Below are 21,234 nucleotides of genomic sequence, written 5' to 3'. Positions count from 1 at the left end.
GACTGGCAACGCGGCCTGCGGTTGAAACCTGCAGCCGATCCGTCCGCCGCGGGAGCACATCATGAGAGCAGCCACCTGGCAGGGCAAGCGCGACGTCCGTATCGAGGACGTCCCGGACCCGAAGATCCAAGAACCGAACGACGCGATCATCCGCGTGACCACGACGAACATCTGCGGCTCGGACCTGCACCTGTACGAAGTGCTCGGCGCCTTCATGAACCCGGGCGACGTGCTCGGGCACGAGGCGATGGGCATCGTCGAGGAGGTCGGCAGCGACGTCACCAACCTCAAGCCCGGCGACCGAGTCGTCGTGCCCTTCCAGATCTCCTGCGGGCACTGCTTCATGTGCGCGCAGAACCTGCAGACGCAGTGCGAGACGACGCAGGTGCGCGAGTACGGCACGGGCGCGTCGCTGTTCGGCTACTCGAAGCTCTACGGCGAGGTCGCCGGCGGGCAGGCCGAGTACCTGCGCGTGCCGCAGGCGCAGTACACGCACATCAAAGTGCCCCAGCAGCACGGTGACGAGCGCTGGGTCTATCTCAGCGACGTGCTGCCGACGGCCTGGCAGGCCGTCGAGTACGCAGCCATCCCCGACGGCGGCACCGTCGTCGTCCTGGGGCTCGGGCCGATCGGTGACATGGCCGCGCGCATCGCCCGCTACCGCGGCCACCGCGTGATCGGCGTCGACCTGGTGCCCGAGCGGCTCGACCGCGTGCGGCAGCTCGGCGTCGACGTGCTCGACCTGAACCAGGTGCCCGCGGACGAGGTCGGCGACGCGATTCGCGACGAGACCGGCGGACGGGGTCCCGACTCGGTGATCGACGCGGTCGGCATGGAGGCCCACGGTTCGCCCGGCGCGTCCGCGGTGCAGAAGCTCGCGTCGCTCATGCCCGACGCGATCGCGCGTCCGATCCAGGAGAAGGCGGGTGTCGACCGGCTCGCCGCGCTGACGAGCGCGATCGACATCGTCCGCCGTGGCGGCACCGTGTCGCTGTCGGGCGTGTACGGCGGCGCCGCCGACCCGCTGCCGCTGCTGACGATGTTCGACAAGCAGCTCCAGTTCCGCATGGGCCAGGCGAACGTGCTGCGGTGGGTTCCGCAGATCATGCCGCTGCTCGAGGACGAGGACGCCCTCGGCGTGGACGGGTTCGCCACGCACCGCATCGGCCTCGACGAGGTGCCGCAGGCCTACGAGGACTTCCAGGAGAAGAAGGACGGCGCGATCAAGTACGTGATCACGCCGTAGGTCACTCGGACGGCTGGCTGCGTCGCTCGGCGAGCGCGGCCAGCCGGTTCAGTGATTCGACGTTGCGTCCCTTGATCACCGCGTCGCTGAGGGGCTTGGGTACGAGCGAGCCCGGACCGCTGACCGGGGTCTCGCCGATGCTCACATCGCAGCCGTCCCCGGACGGCTCGAGTTCGAGCACGATGCGCGCCTGACCCATCCATTTGCCGCTCGCGAGCAGGACGAGCCTGCGGTCGCGCTCCATCTCCTCGACCTCGGTCTGGTCGCGGACGGCCATCGGCCACGCGCCGGCGGCGTGGAACAGTTTCGACCCGACCTCGGGCCAGTGCGGCTCGACCGCGCGCATGTGCGACGTGCCGACCACCCAGTTGCTGTAGAGCCACCCGTCCGCCAGCACCTCGAAGACCTGCTGGGGGGACGCGTCGATGTGACGCCGATTCACTGCCATGTGCTCTCTCCTATCCGATCGAAGGCCCGGCGCGCTGCCGTGAGCAGCGCACCGGGCCTTGTGGGTCGTGAGCTGTACTACGAGGCCAGGTCGCCCGCGGCGGACGCCGACCGGGTCGGGAACCGCTGCCACACCCGGTGCTCGGCCAGCAGGTCGACCACCTGCTGCGCCACGTCCGCGGCCTCGCCGACGAGCACGCCCGCGCCCTCGGCAGACAACGGCGACTCCTCGGGCGCACCGATGAACCCGATGGCCTTGCTGTGCCGCCACGCCTCGTCGAGCAGCTTGACGACGCGCGGGTCGGAAACGCCGTCGCCGCCGAGCGCCCCACTCTTCACGTCCACCGACGGCATCGCGTCCGGGGCAGGCGGTGTCGCACCCAGGACGATGACCGCGTCGAACTCGATCGACGCCGCGTTGGAGTACGTGCGGTTCGCCGGAACGCCGGTTGCCTGACCACCGACGGGAGCGACCACGAGCGGCACGATGCCGACCTCGAGCAGCGCGGTGCGCAGAGTCGTGACCGTGCCGGCGTCCGGATCGGGTCCGACCACGATGCCGATCTGCCGTCCCTCGACGGGCCACCGCTCACCGACCTGCCGCAGCGCGGGAGAGAGCTCGACCTCGACCGGCGGTTCGGACGCCTCGGGCGCCTCGAGTCCCAGCCCGGACGCGACCGTCGCGCACAGCTCGGGATCGATGTTCGCCAGCGCACGCAACTGCCGGACGCGGATGGTCTCGTCCCAGCACCGCGACAACTCGAACGTGTACGCGTTCGCGATGTGGTCCTGCTCGACGGGAGTGAGCGAGCGGTAGAACTGCGTCGCCTGGCTGAAGTGGTCGGCGTACGACACCGGGTTGCCGCGTTGCTTGACGGACTCGGCCACGACCTCCGGCACGTCCACGAACGCACCCGTCGCGTCGCCGGCGAGGAACGGACAGCCACCGTCCATCGAGTTCGGGTGATACGGCGCGACCCCGCCGTGCACGGCAGTCTGGTGGTATCCGTCGCGCAGCATGTCGTTGACCTTGGCGTGCGGCCGGTTGATCGGCAGCTGCGGCCAGTTGGGTCCGCCGAGGCGGGTCAGCTGCGTGTCGAGGTACGAGAACAGCCGGCCCTGCAGCAGCGGGTCGTTGGTGACGTCGATGCCGGGCACCAGGTTGTTCGGGTTGTAACCGACCTGCTCGGTCTCGGCGAAGTAGTTGATCGTGTTGCGGTTCAGCGTCATCGTGCCGATGACCTGCACCGGCGCGAGCTCCTCCGGCACGATCTTCGTGGGGTCGAGCAGGTCGATGCCCTCGAACATCTGGTCGTCGGTGTCGGGGAAGACCTGCACGCCGAAGTCCCACTCGGGATACGCGCCCGCCTCGATCGCGTCGGCGAGGTCGCGGCGGTGGAAGTCGGGGTCGATGCCGTTGGTCAGCTGCGCCTCCTCCCACGTCACGGAGTGCACGCCGAGCTTCGGCTTCCAGTGGAACTTCACCAGCACCGTCTCGCCGGCCTCGTCGACCATCCGGAACGTGTGGACGCCGAAGCCCTCCATCGTCCGGTACGAGCGGGTGATGCCGCGGTCGGACATGTTCCAGATGGTGTGGTGCTGCGCCTCGGTGTGCAGCGAGACGAAGTCCCAGAACGTGTCGTGCGCGCTCTGCGCCTGCGGGATCTCGCGGTCGGGATGCGGCTTGCCGGCGTGGATGACGTCCGGGAACTTGATCGCGTCCTGGATGAAGAACACCGGGATGTTGTTGCCGACGAGGTCGTAGTTGCCCTCGTCGGTGTAGAAGCGCGTCGCGAAGCCGCGCGTGTCACGGGCGAGGTCGGCCGACCCGCGCGATCCGAGCACCGTCGAGAAGCGGACGAACACGGGCGTCTCGACACCCGCGGCGAGGAAGCCCGCCCGGCAGATGTTGGACGCAGCGCCGTTGGCGACGAAGGTGCCGTGTGCCGCGGCGCCGCGGGCGTGCACCACCCGCTCGGGGATGCGCTCGTGGTCGAAGTGGTTGATCTTCTCGCGCAGGTGGTGGTCCTGCAGCAGCGTCGGGCCACGGTCACCCGCGCGCAGGGAGTGGTCGGTGTCGCGCAACCGCGCGCCGTGCGCGGTGGTCAGGTAGGCGCCCTGCTGGGCGTTCGCCTCCTGGGGAGTGTTCGTCGCGGCGCCGGTCGGTGTGCGCGTCTCGGGTCCGGACTGGTCCGGCTTGGGCTGTAACGGGTCGTGCGTTTCGGTTGGCTCTTCCAACTCGGGCGGGGCGCTGGTGGGGACGCCGGGAACCTGCTGTTCGGTCACGGGTGGGGTCCTTCGCGTGGGCACGGCGTCACCACCACGCCACGAGAAGTGGGGTGGACGACAACCGGCGGGAAGCTGCTGACTCAGCTTCCCGGCACCTACCCCCGGTACGTGGCGGCCAAACTCAGAGGACCGGGCGTCCGCCCGTCACCGCGACCCGCGCACCCGACACGTAGCTGCCGTCGTCGCTCGCGAGCAGCACGTAGACAGGCGCGAGTTCGGCCGGCTGTCCGGCCCGTCCGAGCGGGGTGTCGCTGCCGAACTGCTGCACCTTCTCCGGCGGCATGGTCGACGGGATGAGCGGCGTCCAGATCGGGCCCGGCGCCACGCTGTTCACGCGAATGCCCTTGGGCCCCAGCAGCTGCGCGAGGCTGGCGCAGAAGTTGGCCACCGCGGCCTTCGTCGCCGCGTACGGCGCGAGGGTCGGCGACGGCATGTCGGAGTTCACCGACGAGCTGCCGATGATCGCGCCGCCGGACGGCATGTGCGGCACGGCCGCCTTGGCGAGGTGGAAGAACGCCGACACGTTCGTGTTCCTGGTGCGGTCCCACTCGTCGTCCGGGATGTCCTCGAGCGATTCGCGGTTCATCTGGAAGGCGGCGTTGTTGACGAGGATGTCGACCCGTCCGAACTCCTCGACGGTGCGGGCGACGATCGACCGGCAGTGTGCCGGGTCCGAGACGTCCCCGGGGACCAGCACGGCCCGGCGTCCGGCGTCCTCGACGTACCGGGCGGTGGCCTTGGCGTCGTCGTCCTCGCTGAGGTAGCTGATGACGACGTCCGCACCCTCGCGGGCGTATGCGATCGCGACCGCCCGTCCGATGCCACTGTCGGCGCCGGTGATGATCGCGACGCGGTCGGTGAGCTTGCCGGCGCCGCGGTAGCTCTGCTCCCCGCAGTCGGGGACGGGGTTCATGAGCGCCTGCGAACCGGGGAAGTGCTGCTGCTGGGCGGGTTGTGACACGGCGGTGACTCCGCAACCGTCGGGACACCCGCACCGTTTCGACGGCCGACACGAACTCCGTAACCGCCGTGCACCGTCCGCAAACCGATCGGTGTTTGCGCGTGCTGCGGCGCTGCGCCGGGCGAGTTCGACGCCGATGGCGCGGGTAGGAACTCGGCGTGAAGCGCGACGTCGAAGCACTGTTGCACGAGAACACCACGTTCGCCGAGGCGGCGGGCATCACGCTGCGGGACAAGCCGTCGCCGCTGTTCCGCTTGCTGGTGCTGACGTCGCTGCTCTCGGCCAACCTCGACGCGCGGCTCGGGCTGCGGACGGCGAAGGCGTTGTCGAAGGCGGGCTACACGACCGCCGCCAAGCTCGCGGCAGCGTCCGACGAGCAGCGGTGGCAGGTGCTCAGCGACAGCAAGTACCTGCGCAAGAAGCAGACCGCGCGACAGTTGGGTTCACTGGCGGACGAGGTGCTCGACCGCTACGACGGCGACCTGCGGGCGCTGCGCGACCTCGACGCGAAGGAACTGCGCGAGAAGCTGCGGGACTTCACCGGCATCGGCGGGGTGGGCGCCGACATCTTCGTCCGCGAGGTGCAGGCGGTGTGGCCCGGGCTGCGGCCGTTCGCCGACAAGCGGGTGCGTTCGCTGGCCGCCGCGCGGGGCCTTCCGAAGGACCCCGCGCGGCTGGCGAAGAAGCTGGGCACCGACGACCTGTCGCACCTCGGCGCCGCGTTGATCTTCGCGGATCGGTCTTCCTAGAGCGTCGCGTCCGCGATCGCGCGGTAGAGCGGACGGCGGTCGGCCCCCTTCGGGGCGAGCAGCTGCACGGGCACCTGGTCGGCGCCGGCGGCCAGGTGAGCCTTGATCACCGACGCGATCGCCTCGGCGTCACCGCGCGCGACCACCGCGTCGATCAGCGCGTCGCTGCCGTCGTTCGCGATGTCGTCGTCCGTCCACCCGAAACGCTGGAGGTTCTTCGTGTAGTTGACGAGGCCGAGGTACGGGTTCGCGACCGCGGGACGGCCGAGCTCGCGGGCCTTCTCGGCGTCGGTCTCGAGCACCACCTTGTGCTCGGGCGCGAGCAGCTTGCCGTCGCCGAGGATCTCGCGCGCCTCGCGGGTGTGCTCGACGGGCACGAGGTAGGGGTGCGCGCCGGCCGCCCGGTCGCGGGCGAGGCGCATGACGCGGGGTCCGAGCGCGGCGAGCAGCCGCTCCTCGACCGGCACGCCCTCCTCGTCGAGCACGTCCAGGTACTTCTCGAGCGCCTGGTACGGGTGCTTGTAGTCGCTGGTCGCCTCGGGGTGACCCGCGCCGATGCCGAGCAGGAACCGTCCGGGGAACCTGTCTGTGATGCGGTGGTGCGACTTCGCCGTCTCGTGCGGGTCGGCGCTCCAGATGTTGACGATGCCGGTCGCCACCACGAGGTTCTCGGTCGCCTCGAGCAGCGGCTCGACGTCGGACAGGTCGGCGGGCGGCGACCCACCGAGCCAGATCGCGCTGTAGCCGTACGACTCGAGGTCGTGGGCGAGGTCGGGGTCGAACAGGGATGCGTGTCCCCAGGCGGCGAGCTTTCCGAGACTGGTCATATGGGGTTAATGCCCACCACCCGACCGTGCTTCCCGCACGTGTGACGGGGTGGGGGAACGGGGGTACCGCGTGAATGCCTGCCGGCACTCCTGACCGCCCGACGAAAGGTCGACCATGACCAGCAGTGACAAGGCCACCGGACAGCGCGAGATCAAGAACCACGAGACCACGAGTTTCGCCGATCTCGGCAAGGAGATGTGGGCCTACCTCACCGGCAAGGGTGCCGCGATCAACTACGAGTTCGTCGACATGACGGTCGAGGTTCCCCGCGAGACCGGCGCCGACTCGCCGCGTGCGACGTGGAAGCTCAACGGCACCCTGCGCATCACCACCGCGGAGAATGCCTCGAAGGGATGACGGACGGACGGTCGGCTGCGTCCCGCATCGGAGCGCAGCTGTTCGTCGACGCCGACCTGCACATCGAGGTCGACGGCGTCCCCGCGCACGTCACGGGCGACGGGAGGGAACTGCGGGTCACCACGCCGCAACCGGTCCGGTTCCTGCGGGTCGTGGCGCGTTCCCGGCCGCCGGGGTTCGGCTCGCTGCGTCCGGTGCTGGCAGAACTGCGCTCCGCCGGGCTGTCGGTGCGGGTGGACGGCCCGCGCGGAACGCTCGCGCGGTATTCGGACGGTCGGGTCTCCCTCGGCCGTCCCCGCAGCCTGATCGCCGCTTCGGCTGCAGCGATCGGAGCCGTTCTCGGCGCCGTCGTCGTACGGCGGCTACTGCGCCGCTGACGCCAGGCGCGCGTCGACCGACGCCGGCGCGAGCACGTTGCGCAACGCCAGCGCGGCGGTTCCGGTGACGCCGGAGCCGTCCGCGTGGGTGGCGGCGACGACGCGCAGGTCACGACTCGCCGTGGCGGTCGCGTCGCGGTAGAGCGTCTCGCGCAGTCCGGCGACGAGCAGGTCGTAAGCCGGGGCCATGTCGCCGCCGACGACGATGAGGGCCGGGTCGAGCAGGGTCACGGCGACGGCCAGCACCTCGCCCAAGTGCTGGCCGCTGCGGCGGATCGCCCGGCGCGCGGCCAGATCGCCGTCGAGGGCGAGCCGGACGACGTCGCGCACGTGCGCGACCTGCTTGCCCTCGTTCTTGAGATCGCGGACGAGCGCCCACCCGCCGGCGACCGCCTCGACACACCCCTCGTCGCCGCAGCGGCACGCCATGCCCTTGGCGGGCCGGTACTTCACGTGCCCGATGTCGCCCGCGGCGCCCCGCGCGCCGTGCTGCACGGCGCCGCCGGCCACGATGGCGGCGCCCAGGCCGGTGGACGCCTTGAGGATGAGCGCGTCCTTCTCGCCCGCGAGGTGCGCGTCGGCCTCGGCGAGGGCGATGACGTTGGTGTCGTTCTCGACGTAGACGGGCGCGCCGGCGAAGGAGTCGAAGAACGGCGCGATGGGCAGGCCGTCCCACCCGCGCATGATCGGCGAGTTGAGGCTGCTGCCGGCCTCGGGGTCGACGGTGCCGGGGATGCTGACACCGATGCCGGCGACGACCGCGTCCGGCCGCTTCGTCTTCCTGCGCAGGGCCCGGAGTTCGCGCACGACGCGGGTCAGCACCTTGCCGGGGTCGACGCCGACCTCCTCGTCGAGCTGGTCGAGCTCGGTCTGCGCGAGCTGGTGCCCGGCGAGGTCGCAGACGGCGAGCTGGGTGCGCGAGCGTCCGATGGCGGCGGCGAGGACGAGGCCGCCGGCGGCGTCGAACTGCAGCCGGACGGGCGGTCGTCCGGGCCCGCTCGCGCCCTCCTGCACCTCGACGACCAGGCCGGCAGCGAGCAGCGCGTCGACGCGGTGGGCGACGGCGGTGCGTGACAGGCCGGTGATGCGGCCGATGTCCGGACGGGAGGTGGCCCGGCCGTCGCGGATGAGGCGCAGCACCTCGCCCGCGCTCGGGACCCCGGTCATCACGGGTTCAGCATAAATTTGCCTCGATCTCGCTTAGTTATGTACTTCGGAGACATAACTGGGTTAGCGTGTGCCGCATGCCCATCACCGCCGTCGACGCGGTCACCGACCGTCTCGTCCGTCGCAGCGAATCCACCAGGCAGGCCTACCTCGACCGCATCGGCGCCGCCGCGCGCTTCGGCACCACCCGCAGCCGGCTGGGCTGCGCGAACCTCGCCCACGGCTTCGCGGCCGGCGACGACCTCGAGAAGCGCGACTTGCGCAAGGCGGTCAAGCCGAACATCGCGATCATCTCGGCGTACAACGACATGCTCTCGGCGCACAAGCCGTTCGAGCACTACCCGCGCCAGATCAAGCGGGCCGTCATCGAGGCCGGCGGCATCGCGCAGTTCGCGGGCGGCGTGCCGGCCATGTGCGACGGCATCACCCAGGGACGCGACGGCATGCAGCTGTCGCTGTTCAGCCGCGACGTGATCGCGATGTCCGCCGCGATCGCGCTCTCGCACGACATGTTCGACGCCACGATCATGCTGGGCGTCTGCGACAAGATCGTCCCCGGGCTGGTCATCGGTGCACTGTCGTTCGGGCACCTGCCGACGGTGTTGGTGCCCGCCGGCCCGATGACGTCAGGCTTGCCGAATAGCGAAAAAGCGAAAGTGCGCAAACTCTACGAGCAGGGTCTCGTGGATCGCAGGACTTTGCTGGACGCCGAAGCCGCCTCGTACCACGGGCAGGGCACCTGCACCTTCTACGGAACGGCCAACTCGAACCAGCTGCTGATGGAGCTGATGGGGCTGCACCTGCCCGGTGCGTCGCTGCCCAACCCGGGCACGTCGCTTCGCGCCGAGTTGACGGACGCGGCCGCCGCCCGCGCCGCGGCGATCACGACGAACGGGCCGGAGTACATGCCGATCGGTCAGGTCGTCGACGAGCGCGCGATCGTCAACGGCGTGGTCGGGCTGCTCGCCACCGGCGGGTCGACGAACCACACCATCCACCTCGTCGCCATCGCGCGTGCGGCCGGCATCCAGCTGACCTGGGACGACATCGCCGACCTCGGACGGGTGGTGCCGCTGCTGTCGCGCATCTACCCGAACGGCGAGGCGGACGTGAACCACTTCCAGGCCGCGGGCGGGATCGCGTTCCTCGTGCGTGAGCTGCTGGACGCGGGACTGCTGCACGAGGACGTGCAGACCGTCGCGGGTCCGGGGTTGCGGCGGTACGCCTCCGAGCCTTCTCTGCGGGACGGCGCGCTGTCGTGGGAGCCGGCGCCGGTGGCATCTTTGGACACCTCCGTGCTGCGTCCGGTGTCCTCGCCGTTCGAGCCGGACGGTGGGTTGCGGATCGTCCGCGGCAATCTCGGCGACGGCGTCGTCAAGGTCTCGGCGGTCGCGCCCGAGCACCGCGTCGTCACCGCGCCCGCGCGGGTGTTCGACGACGGTGACCAGTTCCTCGAGACGTTCCGTGCCGGCAACCTCGACCGCGACGCCGTGATCGTCATTCGCAACCAGGGACCGGCGGCCAACGGCATGCCCGAGCTGCACGGGCTCACCGCCGCGCTCGGCGTGCTGCAGGACCGTGGCCACCGCATCGCGCTCGTGACGGACGGGCGGATGTCCGGTGCCTCCGGTGCGATCCCGGCCGCCATCCACGTGACGCCGGAGGCGTCGGCCGGCGGACCGCTGGCGCGCGTCCGCAACGGGGACGTCATCACGCTCGACTGCGAGTCGTCGTCGCTCTCGGTGCTGGTGGACGAGGCCGAGTTCGCGGCGCGCGCCGCGGCGCCACCACCGTCCGCCGAGGTGGTGGGGACCGGACGTGAGCTGTTCGCCGCCTTCCGCGCCTTCGTCGGACGGGCGGACGAGGGGGCGTCGGTGTTCGGCCCCGTTCCGGGTTCTGCCGTCGCCGACGACGCAAGGAGGAGCGCATGACATCGCTGTTGGACGTCGCCCCGGTGGTGCCGGTGGTCGTCATCGAGGACGTTGCGCACGCCGTGCCCATGGCGCAGGCGCTGCGCGACGGGGGGATCCCGATCGCCGAGATCACGCTGCGGACGCCGGCCGCGCTGGACGCGATCCGCGCGATCGCGGACGAGGTGCCGGAGGTCGTCGTCGGCGCCGGCACCGTGTGCACGCCCGCGCAGGCCGCGCTGGCCACGGACGCGGGGGCGCAGTTCCTGGTGAGCCCGGGGTCGACGTCCGCTCTGCTGGACGCCTTCGAGGCGATCGGGCTGCCGTTCCTCGCCGGGTGCGCGACGCCGTCGGACATGATGCGGCTGCTCGAACGCGGAGTCACCGAGGCCAAGCTGTTCCCGGCCACGGCGGTCGGGGGAGTGCCGCTGCTCAAGGCGGTGGGCGGTCCGTTGCCGCAGCTGCGGTTCTGCCCGACGGGGGGCATCTCTTCGTCGAATGCCGCATCGTTCCTGGAGCTGCCGAACGTGGGGTGCGTCGGGGGAAGCTGGCTGACGCCCGCGGACGCGATGCGCAACAAGGAGTGGTCCGTGGTCGAGAACGCCGCCCGGGAGGCGTCGGCTCTGCGACGATGACCGCATGGCGGCGGACGAGGAACGCGACGGCATCGCGCTGACGCATCTCGACCAGCCGTTGGCGGACGGGTACTCGGCGTCCAAGCGGGATCTCGTCGACTATCTCGACTGGGCGTCGTCGCGGCTGGTGCCCGTGCTCGCGGACCGGCAGCTGTCGGTGATCAGGGTGCGGCCGGGATCCGAGCCGTTCATGCAGAAGAACCTGCCGAAGTACGCGCCCGACTGGATCCGGCGTTCGTCGTACTGGGCCGAGCGGTCGAAGCGCACGATCGTCTCGCCGATCTGCGACGACCGGCGGACGCTGCTGTGGTTCGCCAACCAGCGAGCGGTGGAGTTCCACCCGACGCTGTTCACGGTCTCGGACGAGCAGCAGACGCACCTCGTGCTCGACATAGACCCACCGCCGGACGGAGCGTTCTCGGTGGTCGTGGCTGCGCTGGAGCTCATTCACGCGACTTTGCGTGAAATCGGGCTGGACGGCGCGGTCAAGTCCTCAGGCGCCAAGGGTGCTCACGTCTTCGTGCCCATCCAGCCGGTGTCCGCGTCGGACGCTGCGGCGGCAACACGGGCGCTGACGGCTCGCGCCGAGAAACTGGACCCCGCGTTGGCCACGACCGCGTTCGTCGTCGAAGAGCGGCACGGCAAGGTCTTCCTCGATTCGACACGTGGGGGTGGTGCGACGGTGGCGGCTGCCTACAGTCCGCGTGCGCGGCCGGGGTTGCCGGTGTCGTTCCCGCTCGCGTGGGCCGACCTGGACGGGTTCACGCCCTCGGACGCGACCATCGCCACGGTGCCGTCGCTCATCGGTGATCGGGACCCGTGGCGTGAACTCATGCCGGACCCGCAGGCTCTCCCGGGCGACCTGATCGCCGAGGGGCACGAGATCCCGGTCGCGCGCGTCCAGGCCATGCATGCCGGCCTCCGCCGTGCGCGTGAGAAGCGGGCTTCGGGTGAGGAGTAGTTAGGACGGCGGGCGACTCTCTCGGCGGAAGTAGCCATAGCGGTCTGACGTCCACCCCATGGCGGCGATCAATTCAAAAATCTGTCGGCGCTCGACGTCGCTCAGAATGACCTCGTCCTCGACCATGGCATCCATCAGGGTGTCAACCGCAAGGCCAGCCTCATTGTGATCAAGCCAGTCCAGGATGTCGGCGCGGCGATGCGCGGCGATGCGGGTGCCGAGACTGTTGAGCAGGGTGTGGAACGTCGCGATGAGCGCGCTTGTCATGGAACCAGCTCCCCGAGCACGGGCCCGTTGTCAGGGAACGCGGTACGCACGCGTCCTGTCGCGGGCTCCCAAGCGACACGGATGCGCACCCCGTCCCTCACCTCCCAAGCTCGCCAGACGGCTGGGTCGCCGCCCTTCGTGTACATGCCTCCGCTGCCGGTCTGATAGCGCCACTGCGTTGAAGGCGATGAAACGATATCGCCGACGTTGTCGATGATCTGGTCGTCATTCCAGTTCTTCGGGAATGGGGTCTTACCCGGCGCGCCAGGCCAGCGGTGGCCTCCCGAGTTGGGTCCATCCCCATCGAGGATATGAGTTCGTGACTCCTTACTCACTACCTCGCCAGGGCGTCCTGACTTCGGCAGGAATCCAGCCTCTTTCTCAAGGCGCTGGGTAGCGGCCAGCTCCTTCTTGGCCTTCATGGCCATACGCGCCCTCTCCCAGGCGCCGAGCCCACCCGATCCGGCTCGTCCGATTGCGGGAAGCCCGCGTGCGGGGGTGACGCCCGCTGTCGCGAGTCGGGACTGGCCCAGTGCCTGCAGTTGGGTGCGCACGTCCTCGGCGATGTCCCGGATGGCCTTGACGCCGCGACCGAGGTTGCGGACGGCCTCGAGGAAGGTCCGGATGAACTCGGTGATGCGCTTGGCGGCGAGCGCGACGCGTCCTGCTTGGGCGGCCTGGACCGGGACCTCCGCGCTCCCGAGGCTGAAGATGCTGGCGATGAGGCCGCCGGCTTGCAGCGTGGCGCTCTCGCCGAGCAGCCAGGTCAGCTCGTTCCTGACCTCGTCGTGGCACTTGTCGAGGTGTTCGGCGTACTCGCGACAGGCGTCGGCGAGTTGTTGGTGCGCCGTGGCCAGATGACCCATGCGCGTGGCGAAGCCCTGGCAGACGGTCATCATGTCGTCCGCCTCGGGCAGGCCGTGGCGGGCGAACGGGGCAGCGGCCTGGGTGATCACGCACGTGTTCGTCGACAGCGCGTTGCCGCAGCGTTCCCAGGCGTTCGCGGCCGCGCGCAGCTTGTCGCTGTCGCCGTTCGGCCAGACGTAGCCGACCGAGTGCTCGACCAACCACCACCCGGTCGGGCCGTCGTCGCTACGCGAGCCGTTGGCCGTCGGCGGACGGGCTGGGTCGCCGACGAACGTATCGCCCGGCAACTGTTGCGAGACATCGGCTTGCAGCGAGTCGCTGCCGTCCGGCGTCGACGCCGACTCGGCCGCGACGTAGTTCATCGCCGAACGTCCGAACATGCCCGCCGTCCGATAGGCCGCGTTGACCACGAGCCCGGTCGCGCGGACGACCGTCCACGCGGCGTCGTCGTACCCGGTCGCCCACGACTGTCCGCCGGGGTCGTTGCCGGCCATGCCGCCGGCGCCGCCGAGCGTCTGCGACAGGATGAACAGCCGTTCGCCGGCGGGATCGGCGATCTTGTCCGACATGGTCTTCGCGGCCGTCACGAAGTCGTCGATCTCGACGGTCAGTGTCGACACGGGCCCTCCCTCCGCGATCTGTCGCGGCGAAGGTTAGGCACGATCGGCTGCGTGCCGCTGGCGGTCGGACTCCGCCTGTGGACAACTCAGTCCGGACGTCCTCCGATCACGACGGTCTCGTCGTTCTGCGAGGTCGACACCGTTGCGACGAGGCCCGCGGCGTCCATCAGGGCCGCGGCGAGTGCCGACTGCTCGGCGGACGTCTCGACGAACAGGTGCCCGCCCGGCGCGAGCCATCGCGGCGCGTCGAGAAGGACACGGCGCAGGACGTTCAACCCGTCGGTACCGCCGTCGTGGGTGGCGAGGGGCTCGTGCTCGCGTGCCTCGATCGGCATCGAATCGAGTTCGGACGTGGGCACGTACGGCACGTTCGCGAGCAACGACGTCACGCGTCCCGCCAGGGAGGGCGGCATCGGGTCGAACAGGTCGCCGAGGTGGGCGAGGCCGCCGACCGGTTCGAGGTTGCGGCGGGCGCAGGCCACCGCGACGGGATCGATGTCGCCCGCGTGCAGCTCGGCGCTGCCGGCTCGCCGGTGGAGCGCCAAAGCGAGCGCCCCGGAACCGCAGCACAGATCGACGATCACGCCGTTCTTCGGGGCGCGTGCCTTAGCTGCGCGTACGAGGTGCTCGGTGCGCCGGCGGGGGATGAAGACACCAGGGTCGAGGTGCACCCGCAGGCCGTCGAACTCGGCGAAACCGACGACGTACTCGAGCGGTTCGCCCTGCTCACGTCGCACGATGCGGGCCTCGAGATCGGACGGATCGCGGGTGTTCGCGAACAGGAGGTCGGCTTCCTCCTCGGCGAAAACGCACCCGGCCGTGCGCAGCCGGGCCACCAGGTCGTCGCGCTCCACGAGCGGTCAGGCTACGGAGCCTGTGGACAACGGCCTGCGCGAGTCGGCGAGTCATGTCAGAATTCGGGACGTGGGGGGAAGGCGAATTGGGCTGAATGTCGGGATCGGTCTGGTCCTGGCGTTCGCGGTTGCGTGCACGTCGGACGGCGGGGGAGACCCGTCGACAGGCCCGACGGCGCCGTCGACCGCGGCCAGCGTGTCGAGTTCATCGGTGCCGAGCACGTCCAGGGCGCCGACGTCGTCGGCATCATCCGCACCGTCGAGCCCGACGGTGCCGACCACCGGTCCGAACGTGCGGCCGGGCGAGAAGGTCCCGACGCTGCCCGCGGGCGCCGATCGCAACTCGCGCCCCGGAGCGTCGCAGTTCGCGCTGTACTGGTTCCAGGCGCTGGACTGGGGTTACGCGACCACGTCGTCTGCGCTCGCGAGGCAGTTGTACCTGCCGCAGTGCACCGATTGCGGGCGCTTCATGAAGATCTTTGACCTGACTAGATCAAAGGGGCTGTCCCTTCGAGGAGGCCGTCTGTCAGCGACAAGTCGACAGATCGTCGCGAACGATCAGCGCCACCCGGGATCGACGGTCATCGACGTCACCATCTCGCAAACCGCAGTACGCAGCGTCAAGCCCAGCGGGGCGGTTGTCGAACGAAACAAAGGAGTCTCGGGCATTCGCTACCGCTTGTGGCTGACCTGGACGGACAACGGTTGGAAGGTTTTGGATTACAAGCAGGCTGTCGCATGAGGATGTTGCGGATCTCTTTATCGGTCGCGCTGGCAACGCTCGGCTGCGCAGTAGTCACGGCTTTGCCAGCAGGTGCAAGTCCTTGCGCAGGCGGGCTTGTCGTAAACGGCTGCAATGGAGCCAGGTCGGTTCACATCGGCGCATCCAGCGGCTCGTCAGGCGGGCAAAGCGGAAGCACTGGTGAAACCGGCCCCGCCGTTCTCTCCATCACCTGCGGCACCGGTGCGGAAAAGAACCTCAAGGGACTGGGCGACTCCGACCCGTCCGGCAGCGTGAACACCTGTGACGGGCAGCAGCTGGTCTGCGGCGTGAGCGACGTCGGTCCGCGCGAACGCCGCGTGGCGGTGGTGCAGGTGACGCAGCAGCAGGACAACACCTGGCAGTACACCGGCAGCGACTGCGTTGTGATCGGCCCGCGCCAGGTGACTCCCGAGATGGTGCGGCAGCAGGCCGTCCGCCTGATCCCGACGGCGTCAGTGGGACTCGCGCCGCACGGGTCGTCCCTGGTCAACATCGAGACCGTCATGTGGGCAGGCGCACCGCGCGTGCAGCAGCTGCCGGCGGTGACGCTGCTCGGCCAGCAGGTGAGCATCCGCATCGTGCTCGACCACGTGGCGTGGAACTACGGCGACGGGTCGGGCGACAGCGACGGACCGGCGGGCAAGCGGTACGACGGCAAGCGCGATCCCTGCCGCGAGCGGCAATGTGCGCAGTACTTCGGTCACACGTACACGAGGACCGGCACGGTGACGGTGTCGGCGACCGCCTACTGGCGGGCGAGCTTCACCGTCGGTGGCGGCGCGCCGGTCGACATCCCCGGAACGGTGGGCGGCCCGACAGCGCAGGCGCAACTCGTCGTCAAACAGGCCCGGGGTGTGCTGGTGCCCAACCCGGGCGACAACTGAGCCCTACTGCCGCTGGCGCATCGCCGACCGCACGAAACCCAGCAGGATCCCGACGATCGGCAGCGTGACCAGGAACCGGATCAGCATCGTGTCGACGGAGATCGTCTGCGCGACCAGGCCTTGGTAGAACGTGGGCAGCGAGACGATCAGCGCCAGACCGAGCACCGACCAGCGCAGCATCACGCCCGGTCCAGCTCGGCGAGCCGGTCGATCAGCAGTGCCGCCCACGAACCGGCGGTGGCGGACCGTCCGTCGATCGAAGCGGTAGGAATTCCCAACTCCCACAGGCCGGCGGGGCCTGCGGTCCGGGCGGCGGCCACGATGGCGAGCGAGGTGACCCGTCCGAGCGTGGTCACCGTGCGGCGCACGTCCGCGGCGCGCGACGTCGCGTCGACGACCAGCACGACCTCGTCGGGCGTCAGCGCCGCCACGATGCCGGCCGCCCACTGCACGTCGGCGACACCGCCCAGGTCGCCGGACGAGTCGGTGGCCACGACCACCACGACCGGGCTCGCGTGCGCGGCCCGCGCCTGCAGGGCCAGCGCCGCGGCGTCGTGCCGGTGGCGGATCGGGTCGGGGCCGCATCCGGCCGTCCGGATCGACGCCGGGTCGAGCCGCAGCCGCGTGCACAGGCGGGCCGCCTCGGCCTGCGCCTGCGCAGCCGGTCCGGCGACGACCAGCAACCGTCCGGGTGCGAGGTCGGCGGGGTCGGAGATCGGCAGATCGCGGACGAGCTGCTCGATCGCGCCGTACGCGCTCGTCGCGTCCGACGGGATCCACGCCAGCGGCACACCCAGCTCGGTGAGCTGGCGGCGCAGCACCAGCGCGGTGCGGTCCGGGGCGGGCGCCGGAGCGAGCGCCGCCGCGGCAGGAGCGGCGATCGGAGCGGGAGGAGCGACCGGAACAGCGGCGGCCGCCACGACCGGGGTCACGACGGGCGCGGGCTGCTCAACGACGGCCGCGGGCTGCTCGACGACGGGCTTGGGCAGCTCGGTGGCGGGCACCGCGACGGGCGTGGCAGGCGGCGCAGCGACGGTCGGCTCGGCGGCTGCGGCGTGACGTCCGCTGGGCGCCGCCGCGACGGCGGGCGTCGCGTCGGTGGCGCGGTGGCGTCCGCTCGCCGCGTCGGCTGCCGCGGCGGCTTCAGCCGCAAGCCGCTCGATGAGCGCCGACGCGGGGATGCCCGTCGCTTCCGCGCGGCGCTGCGCCGGACGGGCGAGCGGCAACGGCGCCGTCGGAGGCTCGACGGCGGGAGGAGCCGCCGCGGCCGCGATCGAGGCGGCGACCGACGCGGCGATCGGCGTCGCGACCGGTGCCTCGGCGCGCGCCGGGGCGGGCGTGACCGGAGCGACCTGGGGCGGGGCGAACGGCGTCGGCGTGCGTGTCGGCTGCGGAGCTGCGACGGGCGCGGGAGCTGCGAAGGGTGTCGAGAGAGCGGTGGGTGCGACCACGGTCCGCGGTGAGAAGGCACGTGTGGCCGGCTCGACCGAGGTCGCGAGCGACCAGCCGTCCGCGGCGGGCGGGGCGTCCGCGGCCCGGGCGGCGGCCTTCTGCGTCGCCATCTCGAGCAGCATCGACGCGAAGGCCAGGTTGTCGTCCGACGAGGACGGGGCGCCGGCCGGCACGCGTCCGGACTCGACGACCGCGGCGGCGAGCTCGGCCTGCTCGGCCGCCCGCAGCATGGCGTCGAGCGGGTGCTCGTCCGCGGTCACGGTCTCGACGACGTCGAGCTGCGGCCCGTCCGTCACGACGTAGTGCACGCCGACGGTGCGCCGGGCGAAGAAGCCCATGACGCCGCCGTCGCGGCCGTACTCGACGTCGACGACCCGGACGTTGCCGTCGTGCTCGGCGTCGATCTCGGCGAGCAGCTCGTCGAGGTCGGGGCCCTCACGGAACAAGGTTGCGGACATCGTCGATGACTCCCAGCGCGTTGACGGAGACGGGGCTCGAGGCCAGTTCGGTGTACGAGAGGATCGGCAGATCGGGCACGGACATCCGCAGCAGCCGGCGCAGCGGCATGCGGATCGGCGCGGCGCAGACGAGCACCGGCGAGATGCCCTGCTCGGTCAGCGACGTGTAGTGCTGCGCGACGGAGGCGAGCACGGCCTCGGCCAGCGACGGGTCGATCACCAGCTGCGCGCCGCCCTCACCGGGACGGATCGACTCGAGCATCGTCTGCTGCAGCCGCGCCTCGACGGTGAGGACGTGCAGGGTGCCGTCGGTCGCGTGCGACGAGACGATGCCGGGCGCCAGGGCGGAACGGGCCGCCTCGACCAGCCGGTCGGGGTCCGTGCCGCCCTTGGCCGCGACGGACAACGACTCGTAGATGCGGACGAGGTCGCGGATCGACACCTTCTCGTCGAGCAGCGTGTGCAGCACGCGCTGGATCTCGCCGAGCGACAGCAGCGCGGGGGTGAGGTCCTCGACGACGACGGGGTGCGACTGCTTGAGCGACTTCGTGGCCGCGGCGACGTCCTCACGGCCGAGCAGGCGGGACGCGTGCCGGCGCACCGACTCCGACAGGTGCGTGATGATGAGCGACGCCCGGTCGACGACCGTGGCGCCGAGCAGTTCGGCCTGCCCGCGCATGGCCTCGGGCACCCACTTGCCGGTGAGGCCGAACACCGGTTCGCGCCCCTCGATGCCGGACAGTCCCTCGAGACCGTCGCCGATCGCGAGGACGGTGCCGGTCGGCGCGTTGCCGCGCGTCACCTCGACCCCGTTGATGCGGATCACGTACGTGGCGGACGGCAGCGTCACGTCGTCGCGGGTGCGGACGGGCGGCATCACGACGCCGAGTTCGGTGGCGAGCGCGCGGCGCAGCAACTTGACGCGGTCGAGCAGGTCGGCGCCGGGGCCGCTGACCAGGGACACGAGGTCGGGGGAGAGGACGAGCTCGAGCGGGTCGACGACGAGCTCGGCGCGCAGCATCTCCTCGTCGGTGGGGCCGGCCGCGACCGGCACCTCGGCCTCGGCCTGCTGGGCCTCGGCGGCCTCGGCGGCCTTGCGCTTGGAGGCGAAGAACAGCAGCGCGCCGCCGACGAGCAGGAACGGGATCTTGGGCAGTCCGGGAACGAGGCACAGCGCGATCGCGCCACCGCCGGCGATCTGCAGCGCCTTGCGGTGGTTGCCGAGCTGGCGCGAGACGACGGTGCCCATGTCGTCGGAGTCGCTGGAGCGCGTGACGATGAGGCCGGTGGACACCGAGAGCAGCAGCGCCGGGATCTGACTGACCAGGCCGTCGCCGATCGACAGCAGGCTGTACTTCGACAACGCGTCGGACATCGGGATGCCGTGCTGCAGCACGCCGATCGCGAAGCCGCCGATGAGGTTGATCAGCGTGATGATGATGGCGGCGATCGCGTCGCCCTTGACGAAGCGGGTGGCACCGTCCATCGCGCCGTAGAAGTCGGCCTCGGACGCGATCTCCGCGCGCCGCGTGCGAGCGGTGTTCTCGTCGATGAGGCCGGCGTTCAGGTCGGCGTCGATGGCCATCTGCTTGCCGGGCATCGCGTCGAGGGTGAAGCGGGCGCCGACCTCGGCGACGCGTCCGGCACCGTTCGTGATGACGACGAACTGGATCACCAGCAGGATCGCGAAGATCACCAGACCGATGACGAGCGAGCCGCCGATGACGAAGTGGCCGAACGCGTTGATGACGTTGCCGGCGTAACCGTCGGTGAGCACGAGCCGGGTGGCGCTGATGTTCAGGGCGAGGCGCAGCAGTGTCGCGATGAGCAGCAGCGACGGGAAGCTGGAGAACTCCAGCGGCCGCTTGACGTACATCGAGACGAGGACGACGAGCACGGCGCCGGTGATGTTCGCGGCGATCAGAATGTCGAGCAGGGCCGGCGGCATCGGCACCACGAGCATGACGACGATCGACACGACACCGATCGGCACGGCCAGTTGGCTCAGCCGGCTCGGCTTCATCGGACCTCACAGCGGGATCGTCAGTGCTGTGGCATCCGAGCCGTGGTGCGCCGTCCTGGCACCTCCTCCATCGGCAGGCGCGGACCGGACTTGAGCGCTCGTGCCGGACGGATGTGGGCCGGTCACGGCGGAGCCAGGAAGTCGTAGTCGTCCATCGTCAGGTCGAGCGCTCCCGCCGCGGCGCCCCAGCGCTCCCACTGGTCGGGGGTGAGCTCGACGGCCGCGGCGTCGAGGGCGTCGGACAGGACGTCCAGCGCGAGTTCCGGCTCGTCGAGGTCGAGCCACCGGCGGACGTCGCCGTGTTCGACGGAACCGATCGAGGCCTGCACCTCGTCGAGCAGCCGGTAGATCGCGTCGGCGGCGGCGGGGGCGGGAGTGTGACGGGCGGGCATGGCGGCTCCTGGGTGGGTGCAGGCGTCCCGGCTGGACGGGCTGGGCGAACCGTAGGCAGGACGGAGCCTCCCCCGCGGGGGCAGCCGCGCGCCTGGGGACAGCGGCCGGTGGAGGGGCCGACAAACCACCGGTCGGTCAGTTCAGCCTGACGAGGATGGGTCTGAACCGGACGTCGGGCGGGTGATGCGCGTCGTTGCGCAGAGATCGCCGCTGCGGGTCGAGCAGGTGGGGTGGGATCCATTCGGGTCGGCCGTCGGAGCCCATGCGGACGTGCCAGTCGCCGGTGTCGAGCAGCCGGTGGTGGTAGGTGCAGACGAGGCACATGTTGCCGATGTCGGTGCGGCCGCCGTCTTCCCAGCGGACGATGTGGTGGGCCTGGGTCCAGGCGAGCGGGCGGGTGCAGCCGGGGAAGCAGCAACCGGCCCCGTCGCGGGCGGCGATGGCCTTGCGTTGGGTGCCGGTGGCGTTGCGGCGTACCCGGCCGTAGGCGAGGACGGGTCCTCGCCCGGGGCGGCGGGGGAGCAGGCGCGCGAGGAAGCGGCGGACGGCCTCGAACAGTGCGGCCTCGTCGAGTCCAGCGGCAGCGGCTGAAGGGGTGCCGCACCCGGGTGCGGGTGACGTGAAGTCGCGGACCATGGCCGCGACCGGATCGACCACCGGCTCGTCGGGACGCGCCTCGAGCTTGCCCGTGACGTCCATCGGCGCGTCGTCCACCGGCTCGTCCAC

23 protein-coding genes are annotated in these 21,234 nt (G+C 70.8%); 9 read left to right on the top strand and 14 right to left on the bottom strand.

The annotated features are described in order from the left end of the window. The first annotated feature begins 61 nt into the window (after positions 1-61). Entirely contained in the window at positions 62-1,246 is a 1,185-nt protein-coding gene (locus ACYVP9_RS08605; protein ID WP_460604360.1) for a zinc-dependent alcohol dehydrogenase, read from the top strand. A 1-nt stretch (position 1,247) separates the two neighbouring features. Here the strand turns inward: ACYVP9_RS08605 and ACYVP9_RS08600 are convergent, their stop codons facing one another. The 3 genes from ACYVP9_RS08600 to ACYVP9_RS08590 all read right to left on the bottom strand — a co-directional run bounded on the left by ACYVP9_RS08600 (position 1,248) and on the right by ACYVP9_RS08590 (position 4,943). Beyond that, positions 1,248-1,694 (bottom strand): SRPBCC family protein, encoded by a 447-nt coding sequence (locus tag ACYVP9_RS08600; protein ID WP_460604359.1) that lies wholly within the window; start codon positions 1,692-1,694, stop codon positions 1,248-1,250. A gap of 77 nt (positions 1,695-1,771) precedes the next feature. Then, entirely contained in the window at positions 1,772-3,979 is a 2,208-nt protein-coding gene (locus ACYVP9_RS08595; protein WP_460604358.1) for a catalase, read from the bottom strand. 124 nt (positions 3,980-4,103) lie between these two features. After that, entirely contained in the window at positions 4,104-4,943 is an 840-nt protein-coding gene (locus ACYVP9_RS08590; protein WP_460604357.1) for a Rossmann-fold NAD(P)-binding domain-containing protein, read from the bottom strand. A 158-nt stretch (positions 4,944-5,101) separates the two neighbouring features. Here ACYVP9_RS08590 and ACYVP9_RS08585 point away from each other — a divergent pair, with 158 nt between their 5' ends. After that, the gene (locus tag ACYVP9_RS08585) at positions 5,102-5,692 is read left to right on the top strand and encodes an endonuclease (protein WP_460604355.1); all 591 of its coding nucleotides are present in this window, start codon (positions 5,102-5,104) and stop codon (positions 5,690-5,692) included. On the opposite strand, the gene ACYVP9_RS08580 is transcribed toward ACYVP9_RS08585, so the two are convergent. Then, positions 5,689-6,519, bottom strand: a complete 831-nt coding sequence (locus ACYVP9_RS08580) for an LLM class F420-dependent oxidoreductase (RefSeq protein ID WP_460604354.1) — start codon at positions 6,517-6,519, stop codon at positions 5,689-5,691. The genes ACYVP9_RS08585 and ACYVP9_RS08580 overlap by 4 nt on opposite strands. A 115-nt stretch (positions 6,520-6,634) precedes the next feature. On the opposite strand from ACYVP9_RS08580, the gene ACYVP9_RS08575 reads away from it, so the two are divergent. Both ACYVP9_RS08575 and ACYVP9_RS08570 read left to right on the top strand, forming a co-directional pair. Next, positions 6,635-6,877 carry a hypothetical protein gene (locus ACYVP9_RS08575; RefSeq protein WP_460604353.1) on the top strand — a complete coding sequence of 81 codons (243 nt, stop codon included), beginning with the start codon at positions 6,635-6,637 and terminating at the stop codon, positions 6,875-6,877. Further along, a complete protein-coding gene (locus tag ACYVP9_RS08570) occupies positions 6,874-7,254 on the top strand; it encodes a hypothetical protein (protein WP_460604352.1) in 381 nt (126 codons plus the stop codon). Before ACYVP9_RS08575 ends, ACYVP9_RS08570 begins: the two co-directional genes overlap by 4 nt. Here ACYVP9_RS08570 and ACYVP9_RS08565 read toward each other — a convergent pair. Beyond that, positions 7,240-8,421: an ROK family protein gene (locus tag ACYVP9_RS08565; protein WP_460605045.1), complete on the bottom strand. Its 1,182-nt coding sequence runs from the start codon at positions 8,419-8,421 to the stop codon at positions 7,240-7,242. The genes ACYVP9_RS08570 and ACYVP9_RS08565 overlap by 15 nt on opposite strands. Positions 8,422-8,498: 77 nt before the next feature. Between ACYVP9_RS08565 and edd the strand changes: the two genes are divergently transcribed. From edd to ACYVP9_RS08550, 3 genes are read left to right on the top strand one after another with little or no spacing between them, the layout of a single operon-like run. Next, positions 8,499-10,352: an IlvD/Edd family dehydratase gene (edd, locus tag ACYVP9_RS08560; protein ID WP_460604351.1), complete on the top strand. Its 1,854-nt coding sequence runs from the start codon at positions 8,499-8,501 to the stop codon at positions 10,350-10,352. After that, positions 10,349-10,966, top strand: a complete 618-nt coding sequence (eda, locus tag ACYVP9_RS08555; protein WP_460604350.1) for a beta/alpha barrel domain-containing protein — start codon at positions 10,349-10,351, stop codon at positions 10,964-10,966. The genes edd and eda overlap by 4 nt, the downstream gene beginning before the upstream one ends. Before the next feature lie 4 nt (positions 10,967-10,970). Beyond that, positions 10,971-11,927, top strand: a complete 957-nt coding sequence (locus ACYVP9_RS08550) for a DNA polymerase domain-containing protein (protein WP_460604349.1) — start codon at positions 10,971-10,973, stop codon at positions 11,925-11,927. Here ACYVP9_RS08550 and ACYVP9_RS08545 read toward each other — a convergent pair whose 3' ends face one another. The 4 genes from ACYVP9_RS08545 to ACYVP9_RS08530 all read right to left on the bottom strand — a co-directional run bounded on the left by ACYVP9_RS08545 (position 11,928) and on the right by ACYVP9_RS08530 (position 14,817). Then, on the bottom strand, positions 11,928-12,194 hold the full coding sequence (locus tag ACYVP9_RS08545; RefSeq protein WP_460604348.1) for a MafI family immunity protein: 267 nt from the start codon (positions 12,192-12,194) through the stop codon (positions 11,928-11,930). After that, entirely contained in the window at positions 12,191-13,681 is a 1,491-nt protein-coding gene (locus ACYVP9_RS08540) for a WXG100-like domain-containing protein (RefSeq protein ID WP_460604346.1), read from the bottom strand. Before ACYVP9_RS08540 ends, ACYVP9_RS08545 begins: the two co-directional genes overlap by 4 nt. Before the next feature lie 86 nt (positions 13,682-13,767). Continuing rightward, on the bottom strand, positions 13,768-14,535 hold the full coding sequence (locus ACYVP9_RS08535; protein WP_460604345.1) for a class I SAM-dependent methyltransferase: 768 nt from the start codon (positions 14,533-14,535) through the stop codon (positions 13,768-13,770). Positions 14,536-14,586: 51 nt separating this feature from the next. After that, entirely contained in the window at positions 14,587-14,817 is a 231-nt protein-coding gene (locus ACYVP9_RS08530; protein ID WP_460604344.1) for a hypothetical protein, read from the bottom strand. Here ACYVP9_RS08530 and ACYVP9_RS08525 point away from each other — a divergent pair. Beyond that, the gene (locus tag ACYVP9_RS08525) at positions 14,807-15,277 is read left to right on the top strand and encodes a DUF6318 family protein (RefSeq protein ID WP_460604343.1); all 471 of its coding nucleotides are present in this window, start codon (positions 14,807-14,809) and stop codon (positions 15,275-15,277) included. The two genes, ACYVP9_RS08530 and ACYVP9_RS08525, sit on opposite strands and share 11 nt — an antisense overlap. A gap of 308 nt (positions 15,278-15,585) precedes the next feature. Then, on the top strand, positions 15,586-16,182 hold the full coding sequence (locus tag ACYVP9_RS08520; protein ID WP_460604342.1) for a hypothetical protein: 597 nt from the start codon (positions 15,586-15,588) through the stop codon (positions 16,180-16,182). 3 nt (positions 16,183-16,185) lie between these two features. On the opposite strand, the gene ACYVP9_RS08515 is transcribed toward ACYVP9_RS08520, so the two are convergent. From ACYVP9_RS08515 to ACYVP9_RS08495, 5 genes are all read right to left on the bottom strand, one after another. After that, positions 16,186-16,365 (bottom strand): hypothetical protein, encoded by a 180-nt coding sequence (locus tag ACYVP9_RS08515; protein WP_460604341.1) that lies wholly within the window; start codon positions 16,363-16,365, stop codon positions 16,186-16,188. Then, entirely contained in the window at positions 16,362-18,092 is a 1,731-nt protein-coding gene (locus ACYVP9_RS08510) for a hypothetical protein (RefSeq protein WP_460604340.1), read from the bottom strand. The genes ACYVP9_RS08515 and ACYVP9_RS08510 overlap by 4 nt, the downstream gene beginning before the upstream one ends. Then, on the bottom strand, positions 18,070-20,115 hold the full coding sequence (locus ACYVP9_RS08505) for a flagellar biosynthesis protein FlhA (RefSeq protein ID WP_460604339.1): 2,046 nt from the start codon (positions 20,113-20,115) through the stop codon (positions 18,070-18,072). Before ACYVP9_RS08505 ends, ACYVP9_RS08510 begins: the two co-directional genes overlap by 23 nt. Positions 20,116-20,237: 122 nt before the next feature. Further along, a complete protein-coding gene (locus ACYVP9_RS08500; RefSeq protein ID WP_460604338.1) occupies positions 20,238-20,507 on the bottom strand; it encodes a hypothetical protein in 270 nt (89 codons plus the stop codon). Positions 20,508-20,643: 136 nt separating this feature from the next. Then, on the bottom strand, positions 20,644-21,234 hold a 591-nt coding region (locus tag ACYVP9_RS08495; protein WP_460604337.1), incomplete at its 5' end, for an HNH endonuclease signature motif containing protein.

The organism is Jatrophihabitans fulvus, assembly GCF_054781375.1.
Note: the sequence above shows the minus strand (reverse complement) of the source record. Positions and strands in the feature narration are given on the sequence as shown.

Excerpts from the sequence above, each read along its gene's own strand:
- ACYVP9_RS08605 (WP_460604360.1), top strand. The coding sequence starts at position 62 with ATGAGAGCAGCCACCTGGCAGGGCAAGCGCGACGTCCGTATCGAGGAC.
- ACYVP9_RS08545 (WP_460604348.1), bottom strand. The coding sequence starts at position 12,194 with ATGACAAGCGCGCTCATCGCGACGTTCCACACCCTGCTCAACAGTCTC.
- ACYVP9_RS08550 (WP_460604349.1), top strand. The coding sequence starts at position 10,971 with ATGGCGGCGGACGAGGAACGCGACGGCATCGCGCTGACGCATCTCGAC.
- ACYVP9_RS08570 (WP_460604352.1), top strand. The coding sequence starts at position 6,874 with ATGACGGACGGACGGTCGGCTGCGTCCCGCATCGGAGCGCAGCTGTTC.
- eda (WP_460604350.1), top strand. The coding sequence starts at position 10,349 with ATGACATCGCTGTTGGACGTCGCCCCGGTGGTGCCGGTGGTCGTCATC.
- ACYVP9_RS08500 (WP_460604338.1), bottom strand. The coding sequence starts at position 20,507 with ATGCCCGCCCGTCACACTCCCGCCCCCGCCGCCGCCGACGCGATCTAC.
- ACYVP9_RS08575 (WP_460604353.1), top strand. The coding sequence starts at position 6,635 with ATGACCAGCAGTGACAAGGCCACCGGACAGCGCGAGATCAAGAACCAC.
- ACYVP9_RS08600 (WP_460604359.1), bottom strand. The coding sequence starts at position 1,694 with ATGGCAGTGAATCGGCGTCACATCGACGCGTCCCCCCAGCAGGTCTTC.
- ACYVP9_RS08510 (WP_460604340.1), bottom strand. The coding sequence starts at position 18,092 with ATGTCCGCAACCTTGTTCCGTGAGGGCCCCGACCTCGACGAGCTGCTC.
- edd (WP_460604351.1), top strand. The coding sequence starts at position 8,499 with ATGCCCATCACCGCCGTCGACGCGGTCACCGACCGTCTCGTCCGTCGC.
- ACYVP9_RS08505 (WP_460604339.1), bottom strand. The coding sequence starts at position 20,115 with ATGAAGCCGAGCCGGCTGAGCCAACTGGCCGTGCCGATCGGTGTCGTG.
- ACYVP9_RS08565 (WP_460605045.1), bottom strand. The coding sequence starts at position 8,421 with ATGACCGGGGTCCCGAGCGCGGGCGAGGTGCTGCGCCTCATCCGCGAC.
- ACYVP9_RS08580 (WP_460604354.1), bottom strand. The coding sequence starts at position 6,519 with ATGACCAGTCTCGGAAAGCTCGCCGCCTGGGGACACGCATCCCTGTTC.